The following is a 24,416-nucleotide window of genomic DNA, read 5'->3' as shown; positions in this document are numbered from 1 at the left end:
AAAAAATAATAATATAGAAAAGGATGAGAAAAGCCATTTTATCTATCGCAATATTGGGAGTTTTATTCTCCACAAATGTATCTGCACAAACTGAAACTTCGGGAAGAGAAAAAGTCTACAGAGCAACACATACAAAAGTTACAGAGCTTAAACATACCAAACTTAAAGTCAATTTTGATTATCAAAAAGAGCAGATGAATGGCGAAGAATGGTTAACAGCTTCTCCGTATTTTTATGATTCTAACGAATTGACACTTGATGCAAAAGGAATGTTGATTCACGAAGTGGCTTTAGATAATAACGGTAAAAAGTCTCCTTTAAAATATGATTATAAAAATGATGTTTTAAAGATAAATTTAGATAAAACGTATACAAGAAATCAGGATTATACGGTTTATATCAAGTATACTTCCCGCCCGAATGAAGTGAAACAAGAGGGAAGTGCAGCAATTAACGATGCAAAAGGTCTTTATTTCATCAATGCTCAAGGAAAAGAAGCTGATAAACCAACGCAGATCTGGACTCAGGGTGAAACTGAATCTTCTTCAGCTTGGTTTCCAACAATCGATAAACCGAATCAGAAGACCACTCAGGAAATCTACATGACGGTTCCTGATAAATACGTTACTCTTTCTAACGGAATTTTAAAAGAATCAAAAAAAGAATCCAATGATTTAAGAACCGATCATTGGGTGATGGATAAAAGACATTCTACCTACCTTTTCTTTATGGGAGTTGGTGATTATGCTGTCGTAAAAGACAAATGGAAAAATATTCCTGTAGATTATTATATCGAAAAAGCATACGAACCGTATGCAAAACAGATTTACGGAAACACTCCGGAAATGATTGATTTTTTCTCTAAAAAATTAGGTTACGATTATCCTTGGGTAAAATATGCTCAAATTTCTGGTAGAGATTACGTTTCCGGAGCAATGGAAAATACTACAGCAACGCTTCATGGAAGTGATATTCTTCAAAAACCTGGACAATTAATTGATGAGAACAAGTGGGAAGACACCATCGCTCATGAATTATTTCACCATTGGTTTGGAGATTTAGTTACTGCAGAAAGCTGGAGTAATCTTACGGTTAATGAATCTTTCGCTAATTATTCAGAATACCTTTGGAACGAATACAAATACGGAAAAGACCAGGCAGATTATCATCAGATGGAAGATGTGAATCATTACATCCACAATCCTTCAGATTTCAAAAAAGATTTGGTAAGATTTGATTACGGTTCTCGTGAAGATGTTTTCGATTTGGTGACCTATCAAAAAGGAGGCGGAATTCTTCATATGTTGAGAAACTATCTTGGTGATGATGCATTCTTCGCAGGAGTTACAGATTATCTTAAAACCAACGAATATAAAAATGCCGAAGCACATCAGTTGAGACTATCTTTTGAAAAAGTTTCTGGTAAAGATTTAAATTGGTTCTTTAATCAGTGGTATTTTGGAAGCGGAAACCCAAAATTAAATTATACTTACACTTTCGAGCCTGTAAAAAAACAGGTTACGGTTACTTTGAATCAATCTCAGGATTTACCTTTTGAATTTCCTTTGGCTATTGATGTTTATGATAACGGCAAACCAAAAAGATATAATGTTTGGGCGAATGCGACTGCAAAAAATACTTTTACTTTCGATTCGTCTAAAAATCCGGATTTAATTAATATCAATGCAGACGGAGTTTTGTTAGCTGATGTTACTGAATCTAAAACTCCGGAACAGAATTTCCTGCAGTTTACCAATTCTAAAGAGTTTAAAAGCAAATACATCGCTTTGAACGCCATAAAAGACCAGGTGGGTAAAAATCCTGCTGCAACAAAATTATTGGCTGCAGCGATAAAAGATCCTTTCTTCAGAGTAAGAATGAAAGCTTTAGAGTTGATGGATCTAAGTAATGCTGAACAAATGAAAGCGATGGGAAGCGATGTTGAAAAACTGGCTTCAAATGATCCTAAAACTTTGGTTCAAGGTGTTGCAATTGCGGCTTTAGCAAAAACAAAAGACAAAAAATATGTTCCGATTTTTGAAAAAGGTGTAAATGCGGTTTCCAATTCTGTAAAAGTAAACTCTTTGGCAGCAATTATCGCTGTAGATCCTTCAAAAGTAAACGGTTTAGCTGATAAAATTGAACTGGATGGCGCTTCTGAAGATATGATGACCAAATTATTGCCAATTGTAGTTAAAAATAAAGTGACTTCACAGATGGCAAATATTGCTTCGATCGCAGCATTTTATCCTTTTGTGAAATTCCAGGATCCTGAATTGGGGAAAGTAGCAGAAGAAGGCTACAACTGGATCATGTCTTCAGACAACTTGAAAGCTACAGAAAGTATCACAAAAATTTTAGGTCAGGCTAAAGGACAAATGGGAGATAATCCGCAGGTAAAAATGATGATTACTCAAATGCTGAAAGACGGTCTGAATAAGAAAATGGAACTTCTTAAGCAGAATCCTCAAAAAGCATCAAGCATCAATCCACAAATTGACGCAATCAATAAAGCAATTGAAAATTATAAATAGATAAATATCTATATCATAACTAAAGCATCTCTCATGAGGTGCTTTTTTATTGCTGAAATTTTGTGTAATCGGCAAAAAAATAGACGATTCTCCAGTATTTTTTATTACATCTTTCATAAATTAGTTTAAAATTTGACGATTATGAGTTTTGGAATTGAGGCAGCAAGTTATTATGTGCCTTCTTTGTATTTGGAAATTAAAGATTTAGCAGAAAAAAGAGGAATTGAACCTGCAAAACTGGAAAAAGGATTAGGCTTACATAAAATGGGTTTCCCCGATGTACATGAAGATGCTGCTACATTCGCTGCAGAAGCTTTGTTAAAATTAATAAAAGACTACCAAATCAATCCCAAAGAAATTTCCCGTATTTATTTAGGAACCGAGAGCGCAATCGATGCCGCTAAACCAACAGTTTCCTACGCAATGCAGATGGTAGAAAAAGTTTTGGAAGCAGAGTTTGGAGAAAGATGTTTCAAAAACTGTGATGTGGTAGATATGACTTTTGCTTGCATTGGCGCGGTTGATGCGCTTCACAATTCTTTAGACTTTGTAAGAGTAAATCCTGATAAAAAAGCAGTGGTTATTGCAAGTGATTATGCCAAATATGAGCTGGCTTCTTCTGGCGAATATACTCAAGGTGGAGGTGCAGTTGCTTTATTGGTTTCCACAAAACCTGATTTAATTGAAATTGAAAATAATTGGGGAGTGGCTACAGAATCGGTTTTTGATTTTTTTAAACCAAGAAGACATTTCAAAAAAGAAGATTTAAAAAATGCTCCTGAAACTTTTCCGGATAAAATAGAAATTTTTACGGATGAACCTGTTTTTGACGGGCAATATTCCAACCAATGTTATCAGGATAGGATTAGGGAGGCTTATCAGCATTATGAGGAAGTTTCAGGCAAAAGAAAATCTTCAGAAAACTGGAAATATCTTATTTTCCATCTTCCGTATGCATTTCATGGGAAAAGAGTTTTTACAGAGATTTACAGCTTAGAAAATGGACTTCCTTATTCAAATGCTGACGAACAAAAAGCAGTTGCAAAGTCTGAAAATTATATCGAATTTATCAACAATAAAATTGAAAAAACACAACGTGCATCTTCGGAAATAGGAAATATGTACACTGCTTCGATTTTTATGGCTTTACTTTCAGGTTTACAGACTTCTTTTAATGAAAACGAAGAATTAGCAGGTGAAGAAATCGGATTTGTTGGTTACGGAAGCGGTTCTAAATCAAAAGTTTTTGCCGGAAAAGTTTCTGAAAACTGGAAAAATGTGGTTGCAAAATGGGATTTATTTGAAAATCTTAAAAATCGTTTAGCGATTGATTTTGATACTTACGAAAAGCTTCATAGAAAACAATTGGAATATTCTGTAAATCCTGATTACAACGGATTTGGTTTAGAATCTGTAGAATTGGAAAATCCCGTGTTGAAAGGAGCGAGGTATTACGGTTATAAAGGATAAATAGAAAAGCATCTCTTTTGAGGTGCTTTGTTTTTTTAATATTTATAATAATTATCTAAATACCAATAAATATATTTGTCTAATAAAGAATCTGCGGTCAAGTTTTTTCTTAAAAGTGATTTTTCTGGAAGTATTTTATTTAAGGCGGTATTGACCTCTAAATTAACAAATAATTTTTTTCCATCTATTGGTTGTCCCAAAGGATTTAAAAAATTAAGTATATATTTTTCGTTTTGATAGCTAATTATGGCTGAATTCAATCCATGTGAATAAACTGTTATAATTGAGTCAGATGGCTTAATGGATTCAATATATCTGTCAAATAGTTTAAACTCTTTAATATCTTTTATTTTCTGTTTTCCAGATTTATCAATTTTCTTTGTTTGTTCATCTCCAATTTTGTAGAAAATATTATTTACTTTAATTAGTTTAATGATATCTTGTTTTGATATTGATGACTTTATTTGTTTTTTAATTAGTTCGTAATCGAAATTGTTTTTATTTTGACCTAATTCGGAAATTAAATTATCAACGAGAGAACTCTTTAAATTTCTTTTTGTAGTATTAATTTCATTGATTGATAATCTGGTATCTTTTTTTGTGGAATCGTTGTAAATGTAGAATTTCTTTAGGTGTGTAAATTCTAACTTATAATTATTCTTTTCGGGATAAATTTTGATAATTTCTTGATTGTCATAAATTCCGTTTCCATCACTTTGATAGCGTGAATTTCGATATTCAATTTTTATATTTTGAGCTAAAAAATTTTGTGTAAGTAAGAAAACTATAAAAAGAGTGAAAAACCTCATGAAAAAATCTAAATAATAATTTTATTCTGATAACTTTTCGGCGTCACGCCAACCAATTGTTTAAAAACCCTTGTGAAATAATTGGTATCAGAAAAACCGGTTTGAAAAGCGGTTTCCTTGATGCTGTTATTTAAAGCTAAAAGTTCTTTTGCCCTGTTAATGCGTTCCTGAAGAATAAAATCATTGGGCGAAGTTCCCAGTTCATCTTTAAACATTTTAAAGAAATTTGACTTGCTTACGTAAGCCAATTTCGCAATGCTGTCAATAGAAAGTTTTTGGTGAATATTTTTCTTGATGTAATCTACCACAAACCCGATTCTTGATTTATTTTTTGCAATATTTTTTTCTACCATAGTTCTTGCCTGAGTTTGCATCAGTCTGATTAATAATTCCTTTAAAGCAAAATCTGCCATAATATCTTTCTGTGAATTATCATCCATGGCAATTCTCATAATATTGTTGGTTGCAGAAGCTAAAGACTGATTATTAAACAGAAAATATTCATCCAACTGTAAATTCCATGTTGAGGTTTCATCCACTTTTGGAAGATTATAGTTGAGATGATTCAGAGAATTTTCAATAAATTCTGGGTTTAAGCTTAAAGAAATACATTGAGAAGGAGTTTCATCCGCATCGGGAAAATCGATGACCATGGTTTCTCCGGGAGCGACCAAAACGCTTTCTCCGGGATGGTAATCAAAATAATTGGTCTTATTTTCCAGTTTCATGTGTTTTTTACCGCGAAGCATTGCTGTGAATGCGATGTTGTCAAAATGCAGTTTTACACCGTAAGCAGACTTGTGGGTTTCATAAATACTAAATTCACAATTATTTAGATTGAATAATGTCTGGTTTTCAACCAAGTTCAAAAGCTGGCTTTCCTTCTTTAATTCAGGAGTATTTAATAAAAACTTGTTATCATTCATTTCTAAACATTTTTCAAGACCTGTCTATTCAAATATAGAAATTTATTGAGGAATTATTTGTTAATGAAATGATAAAATTAGAATGATGTAGGATTTTAGTATTCTTTTGTAGGATTCTGCTATTCAATTCTCTTATCTGTGTGTAATTTGGCTTTAGATAAAATTAAACTTACTAATATGAGCACAACAACAGAACAACAATCATCTACCACTTTACAGTGGCCGGAGTTTAAAAATCAATACAATAATTATATTGACGGAAAGTTTACAGCACCGGTTAACGGGCAGTATTTTGATGTGGTTTCACCGGTTGACGGAAAAGTTTTCACTCAGGCAGCACACTCTTCTAAAGAAGATTTAGAATTGGCAGTAAATGCAGCAGAAAAAGCATTCCAAACGTGGAAAGACACTTCTTCTACAGAAAGAAGTATTATCCTGAATAAAATAGCTGATAGAATCGAGCAGAATTTAGAATATATCGCAACCGTTGAGACAATTGATAATGGTAAAGCAGTAAGAGAAACTTTAGCGGCAGATATTCCTTTGGCAGTTGACCATTTCAGATATTTTGCATCTGTAATCAGAGCAGAAGAAGGTTCTCACAACGAATTAGATAAAGATACGGTTTCATTAATCGTTCATGAGCCATTGGGAGTTATTGCACAAATTATTCCTTGGAATTTCCCAATTCTTATGGCAGTTTGGAAATTAGCTCCGGCTTTGGCAGCTGGAAATTGCGTGGTCTTGAAGCCTGCAGAAAGTACACCGGTCTCTATTTTGGTTTTAATGGAACTTATTGGCGATTTGCTTCCGGCGGGAGTTGTAAATATCGTTAATGGTTTCGGAGCAGAATTAGGACGAGCTTTGGTAACCAATCCAAAAGTAAATAAAGCAGCATTTACAGGTTCTACGGCGACAGGTCGTTTGGTGATGCAGTATGCAACAGAAAATATCATTCCGGTGACTTTAGAATTGGGAGGTAAATCTCCAAACGTATTTTTCAGTTCAGTGATGGATGCAGATGATGCATTTTTAGATAAAGCCATTGAAGGAGCAGTACTTTTCGCTTTAAATCAGGGTGAAATTTGTACTTGTCCGTCAAGATTATTGGTGCAGGAAGATATTGCAGACGCCTTCATTGCAAAAGTTATCGAAAGAGTAAAAGCAATTAAAGTAGGAAATCCTTTAGATAAAACAGTAATGATGGGAGCTCAGGCTTCAAAAATTCAGAAAGACAAGATTCTATCTTATATCAAATTGGGTAAAGAAGAAGGTGCAGAAGTTTTAGTGGGTGGTGATGTAAATCATGTTGGAGAAGGTTTAGATGAAGGATATTACATTCAGCCGACCATTTTCAAAGGAAACAACAGAATGAGAATCTTCCAGGAAGAAATTTTCGGACCGGTTCTGGCTTTCACAACCTTCAAAGACGAAGAAGAAGGAATCAAAATTGCCAATGACACGATTTACGGATTGGGAGCAGGCGTTTGGACGAGAGATGCGCACCAGTTGTACAATGTGCCGCGCCAGATTCAGGCGGGTAGAGTTTGGGTCAATCAATATCACTCATATCCTGCAGGAGCTCCATTTGGAGGCTACAAACAGTCGGGTATAGGTAGAGAAAACCACAAAATGATGTTAGACCATTATCGTCAAACCAAAAACATGTTGATTTCATACAACAAAAACAAATTAGGATTCTTTTAATTTTTAAATATTAGGGCGTGCCCGTTTGCCTTGGCTTTAGCCGAGGCAAAACGGTCGGGCTATTCAGGGCTGCACTTCGTTTCGGTACTCCGCTTCGCTTCGCACTTTCGCTTTCAGCGAGACCCTTACTATCCCTCACGCAAAAGCAGACCTATTTCTCACTTATCTTACCCAAATTAGATGAGCCGGAATTTTTATGAACCTTATTTTCCTGAGCCTTGTCAAGGTTCAAAACCTTGACAAGGCTTTTTAATAAAGATAGTTGAATAACAAGAATAGAATCAGCTTAAAAAAAGTAGATAGAAAGAATCTCAGACAAGCAAAGCTTCATCAGAATCAATTCATTGATTCCATTCTTTGCTCCTTTAAATATGCAGTTCCAAAATAAATCTTTGCGTTAAAAAGAACAATGATTAACAAATTAAAATAACGATTAAACAAACCTAAATGGTTAAGAAATAAAAATCAATCTAATAAAAAATAAAACTATGATTCCAAAAACAATGAAAGCCGCCGTAGTTCAAGGCTACGGACAACCGTTAAAAATTATGGAAGTTCCGGTAAGAGAACCCGGAAGATATGAAGTATTGGTAAAAGTAATCGCTTGTGGTGTTTGCCATACCGATTTGCATGCAGTAGACGGAGACTGGCCTGCAAAACCAAAAATGCCATTAATTCCCGGTCATGAAGGAGTAGGAATTGTAGTAGCTTGCGGACCGGAATCTCAAGTAAAAGAAGGAGATGCAGTGGGAGTTCCTTGGCTGTATTCAGCTTGTGGATGTTGTGATTACTGCATTACAGGATGGGAAACATTGTGTGAGGCTCAGAAAAATGGTGGGTACAGTGTAGATGGAGGTTTTGCAGAATATGTAATTGCCGATTCAAGATATGTAGGGCATTTAAAATCAAATGTCAACTTCTTGGAAATTGCACCGATTCTTTGCGCTGGAGTGACTGTTTATAAAGGCTTAAAAGAAACTGAAACAAAACCTGGAGAATGGGTTGCTATCTCTGGAATTGGTGGTTTAGGACACGTTGCAGTTCAGTATGCAAAAGCAATGGGAATGCATGTTGCAGCGATTGATGTTGCAGATGATAAATTAGAATTAGCAAAAAAATTAGGAGCAGATTTAGTGGTCAATGCAAAAAACACAGATCCTGGAGAGTATTTACATAAGGAAGTCGGCGGAATGCACGGCGCATTGATCACGGCTGTTTCGCCTATAGCTTTTAAACAGGGGATTGACGTTCTCAGAAGAAAAGGAACCATTGCTTTGAATGGTCTTCCTCCTGGTTCATTTGAGCTTCCGATCTTTGAGACCGTTCTTAAAAGAATTACCGTAAGAGGTTCGATAGTAGGAACGAGAAAAGATATGCAGGAAGCATTAGATTTTGCCAACGAAGGCTTAGTAAAAGCAACTGTCACAGCAGCAAAATTAGAAGATATTAATGAAGTATTTGATAAAATGAAGGCCGGACAAATTGATGGCAGAATAGTCTTAGATATTGCTGGCTCAGCAAATTAGAGTATATTGAATTTTAGTGGAACCTGACAAATTATGTTGTCAGGTTTTTTTAACTTTATAAATTGTCATTGCGAGGAGTGAAGCGACGAAGCAATCTCAAAAAATAATAGATTGAAACAATTACTTAAAAATTAAAAGAAGCTATTTTGAACGATTGTTTAATTTAATTAAGATTAGAGTCCTACGGAACGACAAAAACTATGTTATACTTGATTGAAAAAAACAATCAATAAAAAGAAAATCAAATGGAAACAAAAAAAATATCAAGACTTTCAGTAACAGAAAAAGCTTTAGAACTGATTTGGGAATTAGAAAAAAAACATGGTGATTTGATGTTTTATCAAGCAGGAGGTTGCTGTGAAGGAACACAGCCGCAATGTTTTGAAAAAGGCGGCTACTTCCCAAGAATGAATGACGCGATGATAGGAACCATCAACGGACATGAATTTTGGATCGACCGTGATCTTTTCGAATATTGGAAATATTCTCATTTTACATTAGATATTTTAGAAGGTTTCGGACCGGGCGGATTTTCCCTTGAAACTCCTTTAGGCAAAACGTTTAAAGTTCATTACAGATTGTTCACGCTTGAAGAACTTGGAAATCTTGAGGATGTAAGACGAAGTGAATAAAATCTGCTGATTCAGCATAATTTGCGAGATAGAAATTAAAAAAAACACCCAGATTATTAAACTATAAAATCATTAGTGAAAATTCGTGTTTAAAATAAAATCAGACCTTCACAAACCGATTGACAAACATCGCCGCTACAATATCTCCAACAGCATTTAAAACTGTTGCCAATGGATCTACCAAAGTCCCGATAATAATAACTGCAGGAATGGCTTCCTGTGGTAAACTGTATACAGAAATCATCAGCATTTCGCCAATATAACCGCCATTCGGAATTCCTCCGGCAACGATACTTACAAAAACGGTGATTCCTAATGCCAATAAGAGGTTTGAAGGTTCAAAAAAATCTCTCCCGATAATCTGAAAAGCCACATATATTTTAATAATCGAAGACATCGACGAACCGTTTTTATGCAATGTCGTTCCAATCGGAATAACCAAATTGGCAATCGAACTTGGGATTCCTATTTTTGATGCGGCTACCAAATTCGTGGGCATTGTTGCGAAACTGCTGCATGTACTCAATGCAGTTAAGGTCGGAAGAATGGCGTTTTTCCAGAAACTTTTTATTCCGTTTTGTCCGTTTGCCATAAAAGCATAAAGTGTGAAAAATACAAAGAAGTAGATAATTCCTGCAACGTAATATAAACCAAGCGGTTTAGCATAAAAACCAAAAAGCTGAGGTCCCAATGTGGCAACCTGATACGCAAAGTACGCTCCCAAACCGATGGGTGCAATTTTCATGATCATTAAAAGAAGTTCTTTCATTACTTCATAGCCTGAAGCAATAAAAACTCTGAAAGGTTTTCCGCTTTCACCTGATTTTCTGGCTGCAAAACCTGTGAGGAAGGCAAAAATAAGAAGCGCTAACATATTTTTTCGTGAAAATAATTCGGTAAACTCACCTACGGTAAAAAAACTAACAATTCTATCACCCCAGTTTTCTTCTTTGGTGGCTTCTGCAATTAATTCTGTACTTCCCGATATCGATGAAACGGGAAAAAGGTAGACTGCACCAATGGTAAAAACTGCAGCAGTTAATATAAAAAACAAGAATGTAAAAGACATTATTAAAAGAATTTTACCAAACTTAGATTCTTGCTCAAGAGAAGCAATAGAATTGGAAACGGCAAAAAACACAAGCGGAACAACACTTACAAAAAGAAGATTAAGAAAAATATCGCCCAAAGGTTTTATATATTCCACGATTTGAGGTGCAAGAATACCGATTATACTTCCTACGGTGATTCCCACAAGTAAAAGTAAAATTCCGGAATAGTTTTTTAAAACTTCTTTCATAGGTGGATGTTTATTATTTTTAAGCAATATGTAATCGTCTAACTTAATTGGTATTTGATATTCAAATAAATAATTGCGATTTTATGCCTGATTTTTATCAAAGATAGATTTATTTTTAACAATTTCTAAGAGGTATGTTCGCCTTAATTTTTCTAAATTTGAGTAAACATTCGTTTCTATGGCTTATATAGATTATTACAAAATTTTAGGCGTAGACAAAAGCGCAACGCAGGACGATATTAAAAAAGCGTACCGAAAGCAGGCAAGAAAACTGCATCCAGACCTTAATCCGAACGATAAAGAAGCAGAAAAACAGTTCAAGGAACTGAATGAAGCTAACGAAGTACTCAGCAATCCTGAGAACCGTGCCAAATACGATAAATACGGTGAAAACTGGAAACATGGTGAAGAATACGAAAAAGCACAGCAACAGCAAAGACAGCAATATCAAGGCGGAAACTACGGAGGTGGATTTTCCGGTGCTGATTTTGGGGAAGGCGAAGATTTTTCAGATTTTTTCCAAAGTATGTTTGGCGGAGCTGGAGGTGGCTCAAGAAGAAGTTCGCGCGGAAGTGCATCCGGAAAGTTTAAAGGTTCGGATATTCATGCAGAATTAAATTTAAACTTAAAAGACGCTGCAACAACGCATCAGCAGACTTTCGATATCAACGGTAAAAAGGTGAGAATAACAATCCCTGCCGGAGTTTATGATGGACAACAAATAAAATTAAAAGGTCATGGAGAACCGGGAATTAATGGCGGACCAAGCGGAGATTTATATATTACTTTTAATATCGTTCCAGATTCCAATTTCGAAAGGGTAGGAGATGATTTGAAAACCAAAGTGACAATCGATCTTTATACCGCAGTTTTAGGTGGAGAAGTTAATATAAACACTTTGGAAGGAATTGTAATTCTGAAAGTAAAACCCGGAACCCAAAACGGAACCACAGTAAGACTAAAAGGAAAAGGTTTCCCTGTTTATAAAAAAGAAGGACAATTTGGTGATTTATTTGTGACCTACGATGTAAAATTACCGACCAACCTGACCGACAAGCAGAAAGAACTTTTTGAACAACTTAAAAATTCCTAAGCCATGAGTGAAAGAATATCACGCGAAGAACTCGTACAGATTTATAATATTGAAATTACTTTTTTTGATGAATTGGTAGATTCGGGCTTGCTGAATATAGAAACGGATAATGAAATTCGATATCTGATGTACGAAGACCTTCCTACATTTGAAAGATTTACCAATTGGCATTATGATTTAGAAATAAACCTTCCCGGTTTGGAGGTAATCAATACAATGCTGCAGAAAATGAAAAATTTAAATGAAATCAACCGTGAATTAATGCAAAAACTTTCGGCAATAAATGGGAAATATGAAGATATTTAATTTAGTTTTGTAAACTATAAAACTCATTCTATGGCCAGACTCAATGACGATAAGATCATTAATTTAAACATTATTAAAAAAGATTTCGAAGAGATTTACCTTCATGGAGATCAGGGAAGTCTTTTTTTCTCACCTACCGTGAAAGGGAAATTGATCACCACAATCGTAGTTGCTGTGATTTTGTTGGTTTTATTTTACTTTAAAGATGATTTAAGTAAAGAGAAATTCGGGATTTTATACTTTGTGAGTTTCCTTTTTCTGCTTTGTGCAGTCTACTTGTCTTTAGCGATCAATAAAGTATCAAAATGGAAAAAAGAAGTGGTTAAATACCTTAAAACTCTTGAAAATACAGAAATTTATCAAATTCAGTTTAATGCTAAAGTTTTTAAAGTAAACCTTAACGACAATAAAGAAACCAGTCTTTGGACGGAATTTACGGCTGCAGAGATTAGCGAAAAATTTATCGGTTTAGAAGGGAAATTCAATTATATGTTTCCCAAAAAATCAATGCAGGAAGCAGATTTTGAACTGTTAAAGCAAGCGGTGCAGAACAATGTTCAGAAGTAAAAAATGACGATAATCAAAATCTTATTTACGATCGATTTAGGAATAAATAAAAAACTCAGAGCAGACACTCTGAGTTTTGTTTTATCATGAAAAGCTGATTAATCTAACCAACCCATTTCTTTCATCCATTCGTCATTGTAGATTTTTCCAACGTATCTTGAACCGTGATCGTGAAGAAGTACCACAACGATATCATCTTTTGTAAACTGATCTTTCATCTGAACCAAAGCTGCCATTGCGCTTCCTGCAGAATATCCACAGAAAATACCTTCTTCTTTAGCCAGTTTTCTTGCGTAGATAGCTCCATCTTTATCGGTCACTTTTTCGAAATGATCAATCACAGACATATCGTAGTTTTCAGGAAGAATATCTTCACCAATACCTTCTGTAATGTAGCTGTAAGCATTTCCTAGATTGATCTCTCCCGTTTCGTGGATTTCTTTTAAAATAGAACCATACGTATCGATACCGATTACTTTAATGTCAGAATTTCTCTCTTTAAAGAAAGTTCCACAACCGGTAACGGTACCTCCTGTTCCTGCTCCAGCCACAAAGTGAGTCAGTTTTCCTTCCGTTTGTTCCCAGATTTCAGGAGCGGTAGACTCGTAGTGAGCTGCTCTGTTTGATAAATTATCATATTGGTTAACGTACCATCCGTTTTCCGTTTCTTTTGCCAATCTCTTTGAAACTGAATAATAAGAACGCGGATCTGTAGGTTTTACGTCTGTAGGACAAACGATCACTTCAGCTCCAACGGCACGAAGAATATCACATTTTTCTTTTGACTGTTTTGCGTTGGTTACAAAAATACATTTGTACCCTTTGATGATGGCTGCCAAAGCCAATCCCATTCCTGTGTTTCCTGAAGTTCCTTCAATAATGGTTCCTCCAGGTTTTAGTCTTCCGTCTTTTTCGGCATCTTCAATCATTTTCAGAGCCATTCTGTCTTTTACCGAATTTCCGGGGTTGAAAGTTTCTACTTTTGCCAAAACCAATGCCGGGAAATCTTCACCCAAAACTTTATTAAGCTTTACAAGAGGGGTATTTCCAATGGTTTCGAGTATATTTTCTGCGTATTTCATAAATGTTTTTTTATGCGTGGCAAAGATACAGTTTTCAATATTATTAAAAATGAATAACAGAGAATTAAAGAGATCTTAACAATGACTTGGTATAATCTTCAAAAATTTCTTAAATGTTTTTTAGAGCTTTTTCCCGCTTTTCATTGCAATCTTTTTTTTCAAAAAAGGATTTTCATTGCAATCGGGGCTAAGGTATTTGTAGCCAATTTTAGCAACACGCTTTTTTTTATTTATAGAGTATTTTTGTATTATAATTTAAAAGAATAAAAAAATTATGAGTAAAATCTTTAAGGAAGGACATTACGTCCTTAGCAATGGAAAGTTATCACAAATAGAATATTTAGATGATAACGTTGTTACTTTATTTCCAAAATGTAGAAGATTAAGCGATTCTCCTACATTTGGTTGGGATCGTATTTCTCCTGCTATAATTGACCAGCAAATTTTAATAAAATTGGGGTTTGAGAAAAGTAGAGAGTTAGATGGGTATGTATTCTATCTCGATGACAATGATGTTAAGATACTGATTGACAAAAGTAGTGTAATTTGTAATGTGTCAAAGGGAACTTTTTCACATAACTTAATTTATTTACATGAATTACAAGATGTTTTTGAAAATCTAACAACAAAAAAACTAAATTTTACAGACATAAAATGTCAATGTTGTAAATAATGTTCAATTAACGATTAGCACTCGAGATGGCGCTTTTTATTCATCCTTTAAACCTCATTAAACACTGTTTAAATGAGGCTTAATTTTGGTTTTTTTTCAATGAAAGTTGGCGTGCATAGCGGTTGTTTTTTATACATTTGGTTTCGCCGATTATGAATGACAAACTTTATGCAAAACAATATTTGTAATTAATAACTCGCAATTCACTAGCGAAGCTAAATTGACAATTCACTAATTATACTTAATCGCTTTTACAGGAGAAATTTTACTGATCAGATAACTTGGGATTACCAAAGCCATTCCGGAAATAATTAAAATTCCTACCGAGATAGAAATAATAATCCACGGATTCAAATCCACAGGAACTACGCTTACATAGTAATTAGCAGGATTTAGCTTAATAATTCCAGTGTATTTTTGGGTAATTAAAAGTCCAAGACCGATTAAGTTTCCACATAAAAGTCCGGGAACCATGATAATTAAAGTGTAATTGATAAAGGTTGCTCTAATTTGTCCGTTGGTTGCACCTAAAGTTTTAAGCAAGCCAATAGAATTGGTTCTTTCGATGATAAGAATCAACAATACCATGATGATATTAATGATAACGACCAAAAGCATAATTGAAATGATAATCCCGATATTGGTATCGAAAAGCCCGATCCAGTCATTGATTTGCGGATATTTATCGGTTGCTTTTTCTGCATAGTTTTTATATCCTATAAATTTTTCAACCTGCGGAAAATCTTCATCGATATTGTTGATATTTTTAAAAAATACATCCAAACCGCCAATTTCCTCAGGCTTCATATCCAAAATTCTTCTTACATGGTTGATGTCACCCACTACGAACTGATCGTCGATCATTTTGATGTCGGTTTTGTAGATTCCCACTACTTCAAAGTTTCTGTAAATAGGTTTTTGATCAGCTTTTGAAAAAACAGTAACGATGCTGTCGTTTACTTTCAGATGGAGGTCTTTAGCGATTTTTTCTGAAATGACAACGCCGTTATTGTAACCTTCGCCATTCAGAAAAGGAGTTTTTCCGGCGGTCAGAAATTTTTTAAACCTTAAACTGTCAAAATCTTTACCTACCCCTTTGAAAATAATTCCTGCAAAACTATTTTCATTACGCATAATTCCGGTTACCATTGCATATCCCTGAACTGTAGCAACATCGGGAAATGCCTTAAGGCTTTTAATATCTAATCCTTGATTATCAAGAACCGAAGTATTGTAAGATGAATTTGATTTGGTAGATCTTACCGTAATATGCCCGCTGAAATCCCCCAATCTTTCTTTTATCGCTTTTTTTGAGCCCAATCCTGTAGAAACAGTGATGAGCGAAACGATGATTCCCAAAGCCACAGACAGTCTGCCGATGAAGATGATAACCCGAGAAAGGTTATTTTTGTTATCTTTGGAAAACGCTATTTTTCGGGAGAAATATAATGGAAATTTCAAGCTTATGAATTTAAATTTCAAAATTAAAACATTAGTTCTTATTTGCCTAATTTTTTTAGGAGTATTCAGTCAATATTATTCTCAGACATCAAATAAAGAGGGTTTTAAAACCGGTGCAGACCAACCGGAAAAATACCTTGCACTTCTGAAAAATAAAAGAGTTGCTGTGGTAACCAACCAGACAGGGCTTGTAACAAGAGTAAGATATTATAATGCAGCAAAAGATCCTTCGACAGGTTGTGCAAAAGCAATGAAGATAGATACTTTAAGCATTGTTGATTTTTTAGTTGAAAATAAAATCAATATCAAATCGATTTTTGCCCCCGAACATGGTTTCAGAGGTGATGCTGATGCAGGAGAAAAGGTGAAAAATGGAGTAGATGTGAAGACGGGAATTCCTATCGTTTCTCTTTACGGAAATAATAAAAAACCAAAACCGGATCAGCTAAAAGGTATTGATGTAGTTGTTTTCGACATTCAGGATGTTGGAGTAAGATTCTATACTTACATCTCAACTTTAACGTATTTAATGGAAGCCGCAGCTGAAAATAATGTGGAAATCATGGTTCTGGATCGACCAAATCCGCATGATGGATATATTGACGGACCTGTTTTAAAGAAAAAATGGGAAAGCTTTGTAGGAATGCACGAAGTTCCTGTGGTGTATGGGTTAACCATCGGTGAATACGGAAAAATGGTAAACGGTGAAAAATGGTTAAAAAACGGAGTTCAGGCAAAATATACTTTGATTGAAATGAAGAATTACCATAAGAAAAAGCGCTATGCAATTTTAGATAAACCGTCTCCCAATTTGCCGAACGATAAATCGATTAACTTATATCCAAGCTTATGTTTTTTTGAAGGAACTCAGGTTTCGGTAGGGCGAGGAACTAATCTTCCGTTTCAGGTGTATGGTTCTCCTTGGACAAAAGATTTACCTTACCAGTTTACTCCAAAGCCAAATTTCGGAGCTAAAGATCCTTTTCTGAATGGTAAATTATGCTATGGTGAAAATCTTTCTGATTATTCTAAAAACTTACGGGAAATCAATTTAGAATGGTTGATCAAAGCATATAAAAACTATAAAAACCCTCAACAGGATTTCTTCCTTAAAAATCTTTTCTTTGATACTTTAGCCGGAAGCGATGAGCTGAGAAAACAAATTGTCTCTGGTAAATCTGAAAAAGAAATAAAGTCATCTTGGAAAGCAGATCTTGAGAAGTTTTCAAAAATCAGAAGTAAATATATTGTTTATGAAGATTAGTTATTAAAGTAAAGATGTTTTAATCATACATTAGGTTATCTCTGAGGTGTCTAAATGTCATTTCTTAAAATATATTTTCTACAAATAGTTTGTATATATTTGCATTGTACAGAATGAAAAAATCACTTGTTATATTTCTTTCATTATTTTATTTGGTATTGGCTTCGGGCTTTACCCAATATTCGCATTTATGCAAAGAAATGACGAGTAAAGTTTATAGTTTTACAAATACTCAGTTTCAAAACCAAGACAAACCTTGTCCTATTTGTTCTAAAAAGGATAAAAATTTAAAAGATAAAAAGAAAGGTTGCTGCCAACACCAAGCTGAATTTGTAAAAGTAGATGACAGCGTAAAAAAGCAAAATAATTTTGATTTTTCGGTAAAGTTTTTGGGCGATGCTATTCCAAACAAAATGTTGGGGGCAGTTTTCGATGTAAAAACCATCCTTTTAAAAACTGAAAAAAACACAAATTATCCTTCTTCAAAAGTCCCTATTCAGGGCAATCCTCTTTATATTTTACATTGCGTTTATAGAATTTGATTTTAGACTAAAAATCTCATAAAGCAGTTTCGATTTCTCGATTCTGCCCTACATTTTTATGTCTAATTTTTTAGTACATGATATTTTTTACCGCAAAAGCGACAAAAGATTCTATAATGGAATAAGCTATTCAAAAGCTAGCAAAATAAGAATAATTGAAAATTTTACATTTTGAGAACTTTTGATTTTCTCTTTTTTCAATCATTTCTTTTGATTCTTTTGCGGTGAAAAAAAATGTTTTAAGTTTTTTGTCATGTACTAAGGTATAATTTCTAAATTTTATATACAATGAAATTAAAATTCATTGCATCTGTGATTTTAGTATCGCTTTGCTATTTAAATAGCTATGGTCAGATATTGAAACTGGAAGATGCTCTTTATCGTACCCAAGATCAATACGATAAAATAAAAGTAAAACAACAATTAGTCGATGCTTCGGCTCAAAATACAGCTTTTCAAAAGCAACAATATTTACCCGATTTTACGCTTTCTGCCCAACAAAGTTTCGGAACTATCAATGTGCAGCACGGTCCCATGTATGCTTATGGCGGATTAGCTTCTGCCGCTACATCAATGCCTTTGGCAGAACAGAACTGGAACGCCGCTTTTGGCTCTCTCTATTTTGCAAATATCAACTGGAATGTATTTTCATTCGGAAGAATTAAAAATCAGGTAGAATTGGGAAGCAAAAAAGAATTAACCGCCAAAGCCGATTTGCAACAGGAAGTTTTTCAACAACAAATAAAAGTAAGTGCGGCTTATCTCAATTTATTAGCAAGTCAGAGAATAAAATTCGTTCAGGAAAAAAATACAGAACGGGCGCAGGTTTTTTATGAAATGACCAATGCGCGAGCTAAAAGCGGATTGATTCCCGAAGTTGATGCGCAATTGGCAAAAGCTGAATGGTCTAATGCTAAGTCCTTGCAAATAAAAGCTTATGATAAAGAATTGGAATGGTCTAAACAGCTCGCGGTGTTAATTAATGATGATTTTAAACTCTATCAATTGGATAGTTTGTACAGCACTTCACTTCCAAATAATTTAGTACAAATAGCAGAAGACAATATTGAAAAGCATCCGTATTTGCAATGGCAACAAACCAAAATCAATGAAAGTGAACAAAGCATTGAAGTTTTGAAAGCTCATAAAAAACCAAATGTATCGGCGTTTGGTGTTGTTCAGGGTCGAGGTTCTGGTTTTGAAGCTAATTATGCCCAAGATAACTCAGCTTATTCTCTAAGCTATTTAAAAGGGGTGGGAATTGACCGAGGTAATTATCTTTTGGGGATTTCTCTTAGTTGGAATATCACTAATATTTTCCGTTTTAATACAAAAATAAAAGAGCAGCAATTCTTAACAAAATCGCTGCAATATACTTTTGATGCGCAACAAAAAGAGCTGAAGACCTTGTCACATCAAGCTAATGAACAGCTCAATAATGCTTATCTCAATTTTGATGAAACCGAAATTCAGTTAGAAGCTGCTGCTTTAGCACACAAGCAACAAACCGCTTTGTATGAAAACGGATTAACAACTTTGGTTGATTTTACGCAAGCATTGTATGGTTTAAACAGAGCCGAAATTGATTACGAAATTGCTCAGAATAATGTGTGGCAAGCCTTATTGTTATTGGCTTCTGCGCAAGGTGATATTCAAATATTAATACCATAACCTATTAAGAAATTTCAATGTGAATATGATAAAATTCGCACTGCGAAAACCCATAGCGATTATGGTTTTGGTGCTTGGATTGCTGTTTTTTGGTTTAAAAGCAATCAAGGAAATCAAGGTAGATATTTTACCAGAAATGGATTTGCCGGTGGTGTATGTTGCCCACTCTTTCAATGGATATACGCCACAACAAATGGAGGGTTATTTTACCAAAATGTATGTCAATATGATGCTTTTTACAAATGGTATCAAGACTATAGAATCTAAAAATACACAAGGACTTACCCTCATGAAAGTTACCTTTTATGAAGGAACAGAAATGGGTGAAGCCATTGCCACAATCAATGCTTTGTCAAACCGTTCTCAGGTGTTTTTACCTCCGGGAACGCCGCCACCGTTTATTATTCGTTTTGATGCATCATCTCAGCCGGTTGGTCAGTTGGTTTTCAGAAGTAATACCAAAACCAACAATCAGTTACAGGATATTGCTAATTTCAATGCCCGTCCGTTTTTGATCAAAATTCCCGGATTGACGACTGCGCCACCTTTTGGAGGAAGCCCGCGTACAATTGAGGTGAATATTGATCCGTATAAACTTCGGTCACATAATTTATCTCCTGAGCAAATTGTTGAAGCCATCAGCCGCAACAACATCACATCGCCTTCGGGAAATGTATATATCGGGAATAAAAATTATTTAACACCAACCAATAATACGGTAAAAGAAGTGGCTGAGTTGGGCGATATTCCCATCTTTAAAGGTTCTGTAGACAATGTATATATCCGTGATGTGGCGACTATAAAAGACGGAGCCGACATTGCAACGGGTTATGCTTTGGTCGATGGAAAACGGTCTGTATATATCAATATTGCCAAAGCCGGAAATGCTTCAACTTTGGATGTTGTGAATACTTTGAAAAAAGAATTACCGAATATTCAACGAAATATGCCTGATGATGTAACGATTTCTTATGAATTTGACCAGTCGGTTTACATTACCAATGCATTGAAAAGTTTGGTTGTGGAAGGTGTTTTGGGTGCTTTGCTTACGGGGCTGATGGTGCTTTTATTCTTAAATGACCGTCGTGCTGCATTGATTGTGATTATGACGATTCCTATTTCTATTATTTCGGGAGTTTTGTTTTTAAAACTATTCGGGCAAACCATCAATATCATGTCGCTTTCTGGCTTGGCATTGGCAATCGGGATTTTGGTGGATGAAAGTACGGTGACGATTGAAAATATTCATCAACATTTTGCGATGAAAAAATCTAAAGCTCAGGCTATTTGGGATGCGTGTAAAGAAATTGCGTTTCCAAAATTATTGATTATGCTGTGTATTTTGGCGGTATTTGCTCCGGCTTTTATGATGACAGGAATTCCGGGTTCTTTGTTTATGCCTTTGGCGATGGCTATTGGTTTTTCTATGATTGTTTCGTTTTTGTTATCCCAAACTTTTGTACCGGTAATGGCAAATTGGTTAATGAAACATACTAATGGCCATTGTGAAAATCCAGCACACAAAGAAGATTGGTTTTCAAAATTCAGAAATAGTTTTGTGAATTTTTTGACAAAGCTTACCAAGCAAACGAAAATGATTGTCAGCTTAAGTTTAGTTGTTGTTTTGGCTGGAGGTTTTGCGTTGTATCAAATCACAGGGAAAGATGTGTTGCCCACTTCCAATTCACGACAGTTTCAGGTTCGTATAAAAGCAGCTGAAGGTACACGAATTGAAGTGACAGAAATGAAAGTGAAAACATTTTTATCACATCTTAAAAAGAATGTTGGGGAAGATAATATTGCTATCTCATCGGTATTTATTGGTCAACATCCATCGACTTTTGCGGTGAGCCCAATTTATTTGTACAATGCAGGTCCGCACGAAGCTTTAATGCAAGTGGCTTTGAAAGATTTTAAAGGTAATTCGGATGAGTTGAAAGATAAACTGAGAGCATATTATAAAGAAAAAATGCCCGAACTGTCTATTTCTTTTGAACCGATAGAATTAACGGAGAAAATTTTGAGCCAAGGTACCAATACGCCTATTGAAATTAGGGTGTCGGGAATGATGAAAAAGATGAATAGGATGTATGCAAACAAGCTTTTGGCGAAATTAAAAGAGATCGAGTATTTGCGGGATCAGCAAATTCCTCAATCAATGGATTATCCTGCGATGCAAATTAATATCGATCGTACACGTGCTGCACAATTGGGATTAGATGTTCAGGATATTTCCAAATCATTAGTTGCGGCAACCGCTTCTACACGGTATACCAACAAAAACTTTTGGGTAGGCGGAATGATGGGGATTGCTTACGATGTACAGGTGCAAACGCCACAAAATATTTTGAATAGTAAAGATGAACTGGCAAATTTACCGCTGAGCAAAAATTCAGACCGACCAGTTTTAGGAGATGTAGCAACTATTACTCCTACAAAAGAATTCGGCGAAAGTTATAATTTAGGAACAATGGGCTATACCACAGTCACCGTTAATTTGTATAAAAAAGATTTAGAACAAGCTTCTAAAGATGTACATGCAGCCATCGCTTCTTTGGGTGAATTACCTAAAGGTGTCAATATCGAACTTGCAGGAATGGTTCCTGTTTTAGAAGAAACATTATCTAGTTTGGCTATAGGATTGCTGATTGCTGTTTTCGTTATCTTTTTAATGCTCGCAGCCACTTTTCAATCGTTCCGAGTGTCCATTGTTATTTTATCAACGATACCATTTGTTGTAGTTGGGGCTTTATTGATGTTAAATATTACGGGATCAACTTTAAATCTTCAATCTTACATGGGTTTAATTATGTCTGTAGGAGTGTCGATTGCGAACGCTGTATTGCTCATCAGTAATGCTGAAACATTAAGGAGATCAAACAATGATGCTGTTAATTCAGGAGTGGAAGCTGCTAAATTGCGTATCCGCCCAATTATCATGACCACTTTAGCGATGATTGCAGGAATGTTACCTATGGCGATTGGTTTTGGTGAAGGTGGAGATCAGATCGCACCTTTGGGAAGAGCCGTGATTGGCGGATTGTTATTCTCTACCTTCTCGGTATTAATTATCCTTCCATTGGTATTTGGCTGGATGCAGAAAAAAGCAAGCATCATCTCTCTTTCCTTAGATCCTGAAGACGAAAACAGTATTCATTTTATCAAATCAAATTTATAAAACTATGCAATTAAAAAATATAATTCCGTTTGCAGCTTTAATGATTTTAGCAGCTTGCAACACCAATGAAAATAAAGATAATGATCAACCCAAACCAGCGATGGAAGGAATGGGAATGATGAATATGATGGAAACGATTGAGATCTCGAGATCTAATCCGTTGGTTCCTTTAAAATTAGCAGGTGAATTAAAACCTTACGAACAAACCGAATTGTTTGCAAAAGTAAACAGTTATGTGAAAAATATTAAAGTAGATATTGGCGATAAGGTTTCGAAAGGGCAAATCTTAATGATATTAGAAGCGCCCGAAATTGTTTCACAAATTGCGAATGTAAAAGCAAAGGTACAGGCTCAGGAAGCCATTTATATTTCTACAAAATCAACTTACGACAGAATGTTGAAAGCTGATGAAACCAAAGGAGCAATGGCAAAAGACGCAATAGATCAAATCAAAGCGCGTAAACTTTCAGACGAGTCACAATTGGCTGCGGCTCTCTCAGCCTACAATGAAATTAGAAACATTAATGATTATTTGGTCATAAGAGCGCCTTTTAGTGGGATCATTACCGATAGAAGTGTAGATTTGGGAGCTTATGTAAGCCCGATGAGTAAAGAGCCACTTTTGGTGATTGAAAATAATCAAAAATTACGACTGAATCTTTCGGTTCCGGAGGCCAATACGCCTTACATTAAAATAGGGGATACCATTCGGTTTTATGTGCGTTCACAACCGCAGATAAAGCACATGGCATTAGTCAGCAGAAAATCTGGAAGTTTGGATGCCAAACTGCGTTCCGAGAAAATAGAAGCTGATTTTATCAATGTAAAAAATGTCTTGAAACCTTATATGGTTGCAGAAACCAATATTCCGCTACAAAATACAGAAGCTACCTTTTTTGTTCCAAAAATAGCTGTGGTAGAAAGTGGAATTGGCATTTATATAATTAGGGTAGAAAATGGGAAGACCAAAAATATTCCCGTGAGTAAAGGCAGAATAATGGATGATAAAGTAGAAGTTTTTGGGGATTTATCCGAAGGTGACAAAATTTTAAAAATGGCTTCGGAAGAAATTGCAGAAGGAACAATGGTTCCCAATTCAACTAAAAAGAATCAGTCTAAAAAATAAGTCATAATGAATTTAATTATTAAAACACTAAGTATCGCAGCATTGGCTGCGATACTTGTCACAAGTTGTGAAAACAAAAAGACAGAGATGAAAACTGAAAGAGCAGAAAGTAAATTAGCTATTAAAAAAGTGATTCAAAACAATAATCCTGAAAAAGGAAAAAATGTCCCCAACAATTTGGTCTGTATGGTCAATGATGTCTACATGGGAAAAGAGCAAATTGAAGTTCCGTTTGAAGGAAAAATGTACTACGGCTGCTGTAATATGTGCAAAGAGAAAATCCCGAAAGATGAAAGCGCTCGTTACGCAACCGATCCGCATTCGTTGAAAAAAATCAGCAAAGCCGACGCTTATATTGTGGTCATCGGCAATAATAACGAAGTTGCTTATTTTGAAAACGAAGAGAATTATCGGAAGTTTTTGGAAGGAAATTCATAATAACTGAAACGATTAGCTGCAAGAAATGGCTCAGTCTCAAAAGTTGGGGAGCAAAATAATAAATGATATTTTTGTAGTATGTTAAATGATTCGGAACTACTTAAATTATTT

The 24,416-nt window shown here is 35.0% G+C and carries 20 protein-coding genes; 15 read left to right on the top strand and 5 right to left on the bottom strand.

Annotation, left to right across the window (positions count from 1 at the left end):
* The first annotated feature begins 23 nt into the window (after positions 1-23).
* Both AB671_RS03550 and AB671_RS03545 read left to right on the top strand, forming a co-directional pair.
* Positions 24-2,534: a M1 family metallopeptidase gene (locus tag AB671_RS03550; protein WP_066680080.1), complete on the top strand. Its 2,511-nt coding sequence runs from the start codon at positions 24-26 to the stop codon at positions 2,532-2,534.
* Between the two features lie 141 nt (positions 2,535-2,675).
* Positions 2,676-4,004: a hydroxymethylglutaryl-CoA synthase family protein gene (locus AB671_RS03545; RefSeq protein WP_066680081.1), complete on the top strand. Its 1,329-nt coding sequence runs from the start codon at positions 2,676-2,678 to the stop codon at positions 4,002-4,004.
* A 35-nt stretch (positions 4,005-4,039) separates the two neighbouring features.
* On the opposite strand, the gene AB671_RS03540 is transcribed toward AB671_RS03545, so the two are convergent.
* Both AB671_RS03540 and AB671_RS03535 read right to left on the bottom strand, forming a co-directional pair.
* Positions 4,040-4,813 (bottom strand): hypothetical protein, encoded by a 774-nt coding sequence (locus tag AB671_RS03540; protein WP_066680083.1) that lies wholly within the window; start codon positions 4,811-4,813, stop codon positions 4,040-4,042.
* Positions 4,814-4,821: 8 nt separating this feature from the next.
* Positions 4,822-5,739: a helix-turn-helix domain-containing protein gene (locus AB671_RS03535; RefSeq protein WP_066680085.1), complete on the bottom strand. Its 918-nt coding sequence runs from the start codon at positions 5,737-5,739 to the stop codon at positions 4,822-4,824.
* 177 nt (positions 5,740-5,916) lie between these two features.
* On the opposite strand from AB671_RS03535, the gene AB671_RS03530 reads away from it, so the two are divergent.
* From AB671_RS03530 to AB671_RS03520, 3 genes are all read left to right on the top strand, one after another.
* Positions 5,917-7,446 carry an aldehyde dehydrogenase family protein gene (locus AB671_RS03530; RefSeq protein WP_066680114.1) on the top strand — a complete coding sequence of 510 codons (1,530 nt, stop codon included), beginning with the start codon at positions 5,917-5,919 and terminating at the stop codon, positions 7,444-7,446.
* A 488-nt stretch (positions 7,447-7,934) separates the two neighbouring features.
* Positions 7,935-8,972 carry an alcohol dehydrogenase AdhP gene (adhP, locus tag AB671_RS03525; RefSeq protein WP_066680086.1) on the top strand — a complete coding sequence of 346 codons (1,038 nt, stop codon included), beginning with the start codon at positions 7,935-7,937 and terminating at the stop codon, positions 8,970-8,972.
* 245 nt (positions 8,973-9,217) lie between these two features.
* Positions 9,218-9,604 (top strand): DUF779 domain-containing protein, encoded by a 387-nt coding sequence (locus tag AB671_RS03520; protein WP_066680087.1) that lies wholly within the window; start codon positions 9,218-9,220, stop codon positions 9,602-9,604.
* A 100-nt stretch (positions 9,605-9,704) separates the two neighbouring features.
* Here AB671_RS03520 and AB671_RS03515 read toward each other — a convergent pair whose 3' ends face one another.
* Positions 9,705-10,904, bottom strand: coding sequence for a dicarboxylate/amino acid:cation symporter (locus AB671_RS03515; protein ID WP_066680116.1), 1,200 nt, complete (start codon positions 10,902-10,904; stop codon positions 9,705-9,707).
* A 178-nt stretch (positions 10,905-11,082) separates the two neighbouring features.
* Here AB671_RS03515 and AB671_RS03510 point away from each other — a divergent pair, with 178 nt between their 5' ends.
* The 3 genes from AB671_RS03510 to AB671_RS03500 are packed head-to-tail and all read left to right on the top strand — an operon-like array spanning position 11,083 to position 12,870.
* Positions 11,083-11,997: a DnaJ C-terminal domain-containing protein gene (locus tag AB671_RS03510; RefSeq protein WP_066680088.1), complete on the top strand. Its 915-nt coding sequence runs from the start codon at positions 11,083-11,085 to the stop codon at positions 11,995-11,997.
* A 3-nt stretch (positions 11,998-12,000) separates the two neighbouring features.
* Complete coding sequence (locus tag AB671_RS03505; protein ID WP_066680090.1) at positions 12,001-12,303, top strand: chaperone modulator CbpM; 303 nt, start codon at positions 12,001-12,003, stop codon at positions 12,301-12,303.
* A 30-nt stretch (positions 12,304-12,333) separates the two neighbouring features.
* Positions 12,334-12,870: a hypothetical protein gene (locus AB671_RS03500; RefSeq protein WP_066680091.1), complete on the top strand. Its 537-nt coding sequence runs from the start codon at positions 12,334-12,336 to the stop codon at positions 12,868-12,870.
* Positions 12,871-12,968: 98 nt separating this feature from the next.
* On the opposite strand, the gene AB671_RS03495 is transcribed toward AB671_RS03500, so the two are convergent.
* A complete protein-coding gene (locus AB671_RS03495; RefSeq protein ID WP_066680093.1) occupies positions 12,969-13,952 on the bottom strand; it encodes a PLP-dependent cysteine synthase family protein in 984 nt (327 codons plus the stop codon).
* Between the two features lie 274 nt (positions 13,953-14,226).
* Between AB671_RS03495 and AB671_RS03485 the strand changes: the two genes are divergently transcribed.
* On the top strand, positions 14,227-14,625 hold the full coding sequence (locus AB671_RS03485) for a hypothetical protein (protein ID WP_066680096.1): 399 nt from the start codon (positions 14,227-14,229) through the stop codon (positions 14,623-14,625).
* Between the two features lie 231 nt (positions 14,626-14,856).
* Here the strand turns inward: AB671_RS03485 and AB671_RS03480 are convergent, their stop codons facing one another.
* Entirely contained in the window at positions 14,857-16,086 is a 1,230-nt protein-coding gene (locus AB671_RS03480) for an ABC transporter permease (RefSeq protein WP_066680118.1), read from the bottom strand.
* Positions 16,087-16,090: 4 nt separating this feature from the next.
* On the opposite strand from AB671_RS03480, the gene AB671_RS03475 reads away from it, so the two are divergent.
* The 6 genes from AB671_RS03475 to AB671_RS03450 all read left to right on the top strand — a co-directional run bounded on the left by AB671_RS03475 (position 16,091) and on the right by AB671_RS03450 (position 24,305).
* Positions 16,091-17,350: an exo-beta-N-acetylmuramidase NamZ domain-containing protein gene (locus AB671_RS03475; RefSeq protein WP_066680098.1), complete on the top strand. Its 1,260-nt coding sequence runs from the start codon at positions 16,091-16,093 to the stop codon at positions 17,348-17,350.
* A 113-nt stretch (positions 17,351-17,463) separates the two neighbouring features.
* Entirely contained in the window at positions 17,464-17,892 is a 429-nt protein-coding gene (locus tag AB671_RS03470) for an HYC_CC_PP family protein (protein ID WP_066680100.1), read from the top strand.
* Between the two features lie 288 nt (positions 17,893-18,180).
* Complete coding sequence (locus AB671_RS03465) at positions 18,181-19,563, top strand: TolC family protein (protein ID WP_066680102.1); 1,383 nt, start codon at positions 18,181-18,183, stop codon at positions 19,561-19,563.
* A 19-nt stretch (positions 19,564-19,582) separates the two neighbouring features.
* Positions 19,583-22,741, top strand: a complete 3,159-nt coding sequence (locus tag AB671_RS03460) for an efflux RND transporter permease subunit (RefSeq protein WP_066680104.1) — start codon at positions 19,583-19,585, stop codon at positions 22,739-22,741.
* Between the two features lie 4 nt (positions 22,742-22,745).
* Positions 22,746-23,867, top strand: a complete 1,122-nt coding sequence (locus AB671_RS03455) for an efflux RND transporter periplasmic adaptor subunit (protein ID WP_066680106.1) — start codon at positions 22,746-22,748, stop codon at positions 23,865-23,867.
* A gap of 6 nt (positions 23,868-23,873) precedes the next feature.
* Positions 23,874-24,305, top strand: a complete 432-nt coding sequence (locus AB671_RS03450) for a hypothetical protein (protein ID WP_066680108.1) — start codon at positions 23,874-23,876, stop codon at positions 24,303-24,305.
* The last annotated feature ends 111 nt before the right edge of the window (positions 24,306-24,416 follow it).

It is taken from the genome of Chryseobacterium sp. BGARF1 (assembly GCF_001677955.1).
Lineage (GTDB): Bacteria > Bacteroidota > Bacteroidia > Flavobacteriales > Weeksellaceae > Chryseobacterium.
This window is presented reverse-complemented; position numbering and strand designations above follow the sequence as displayed.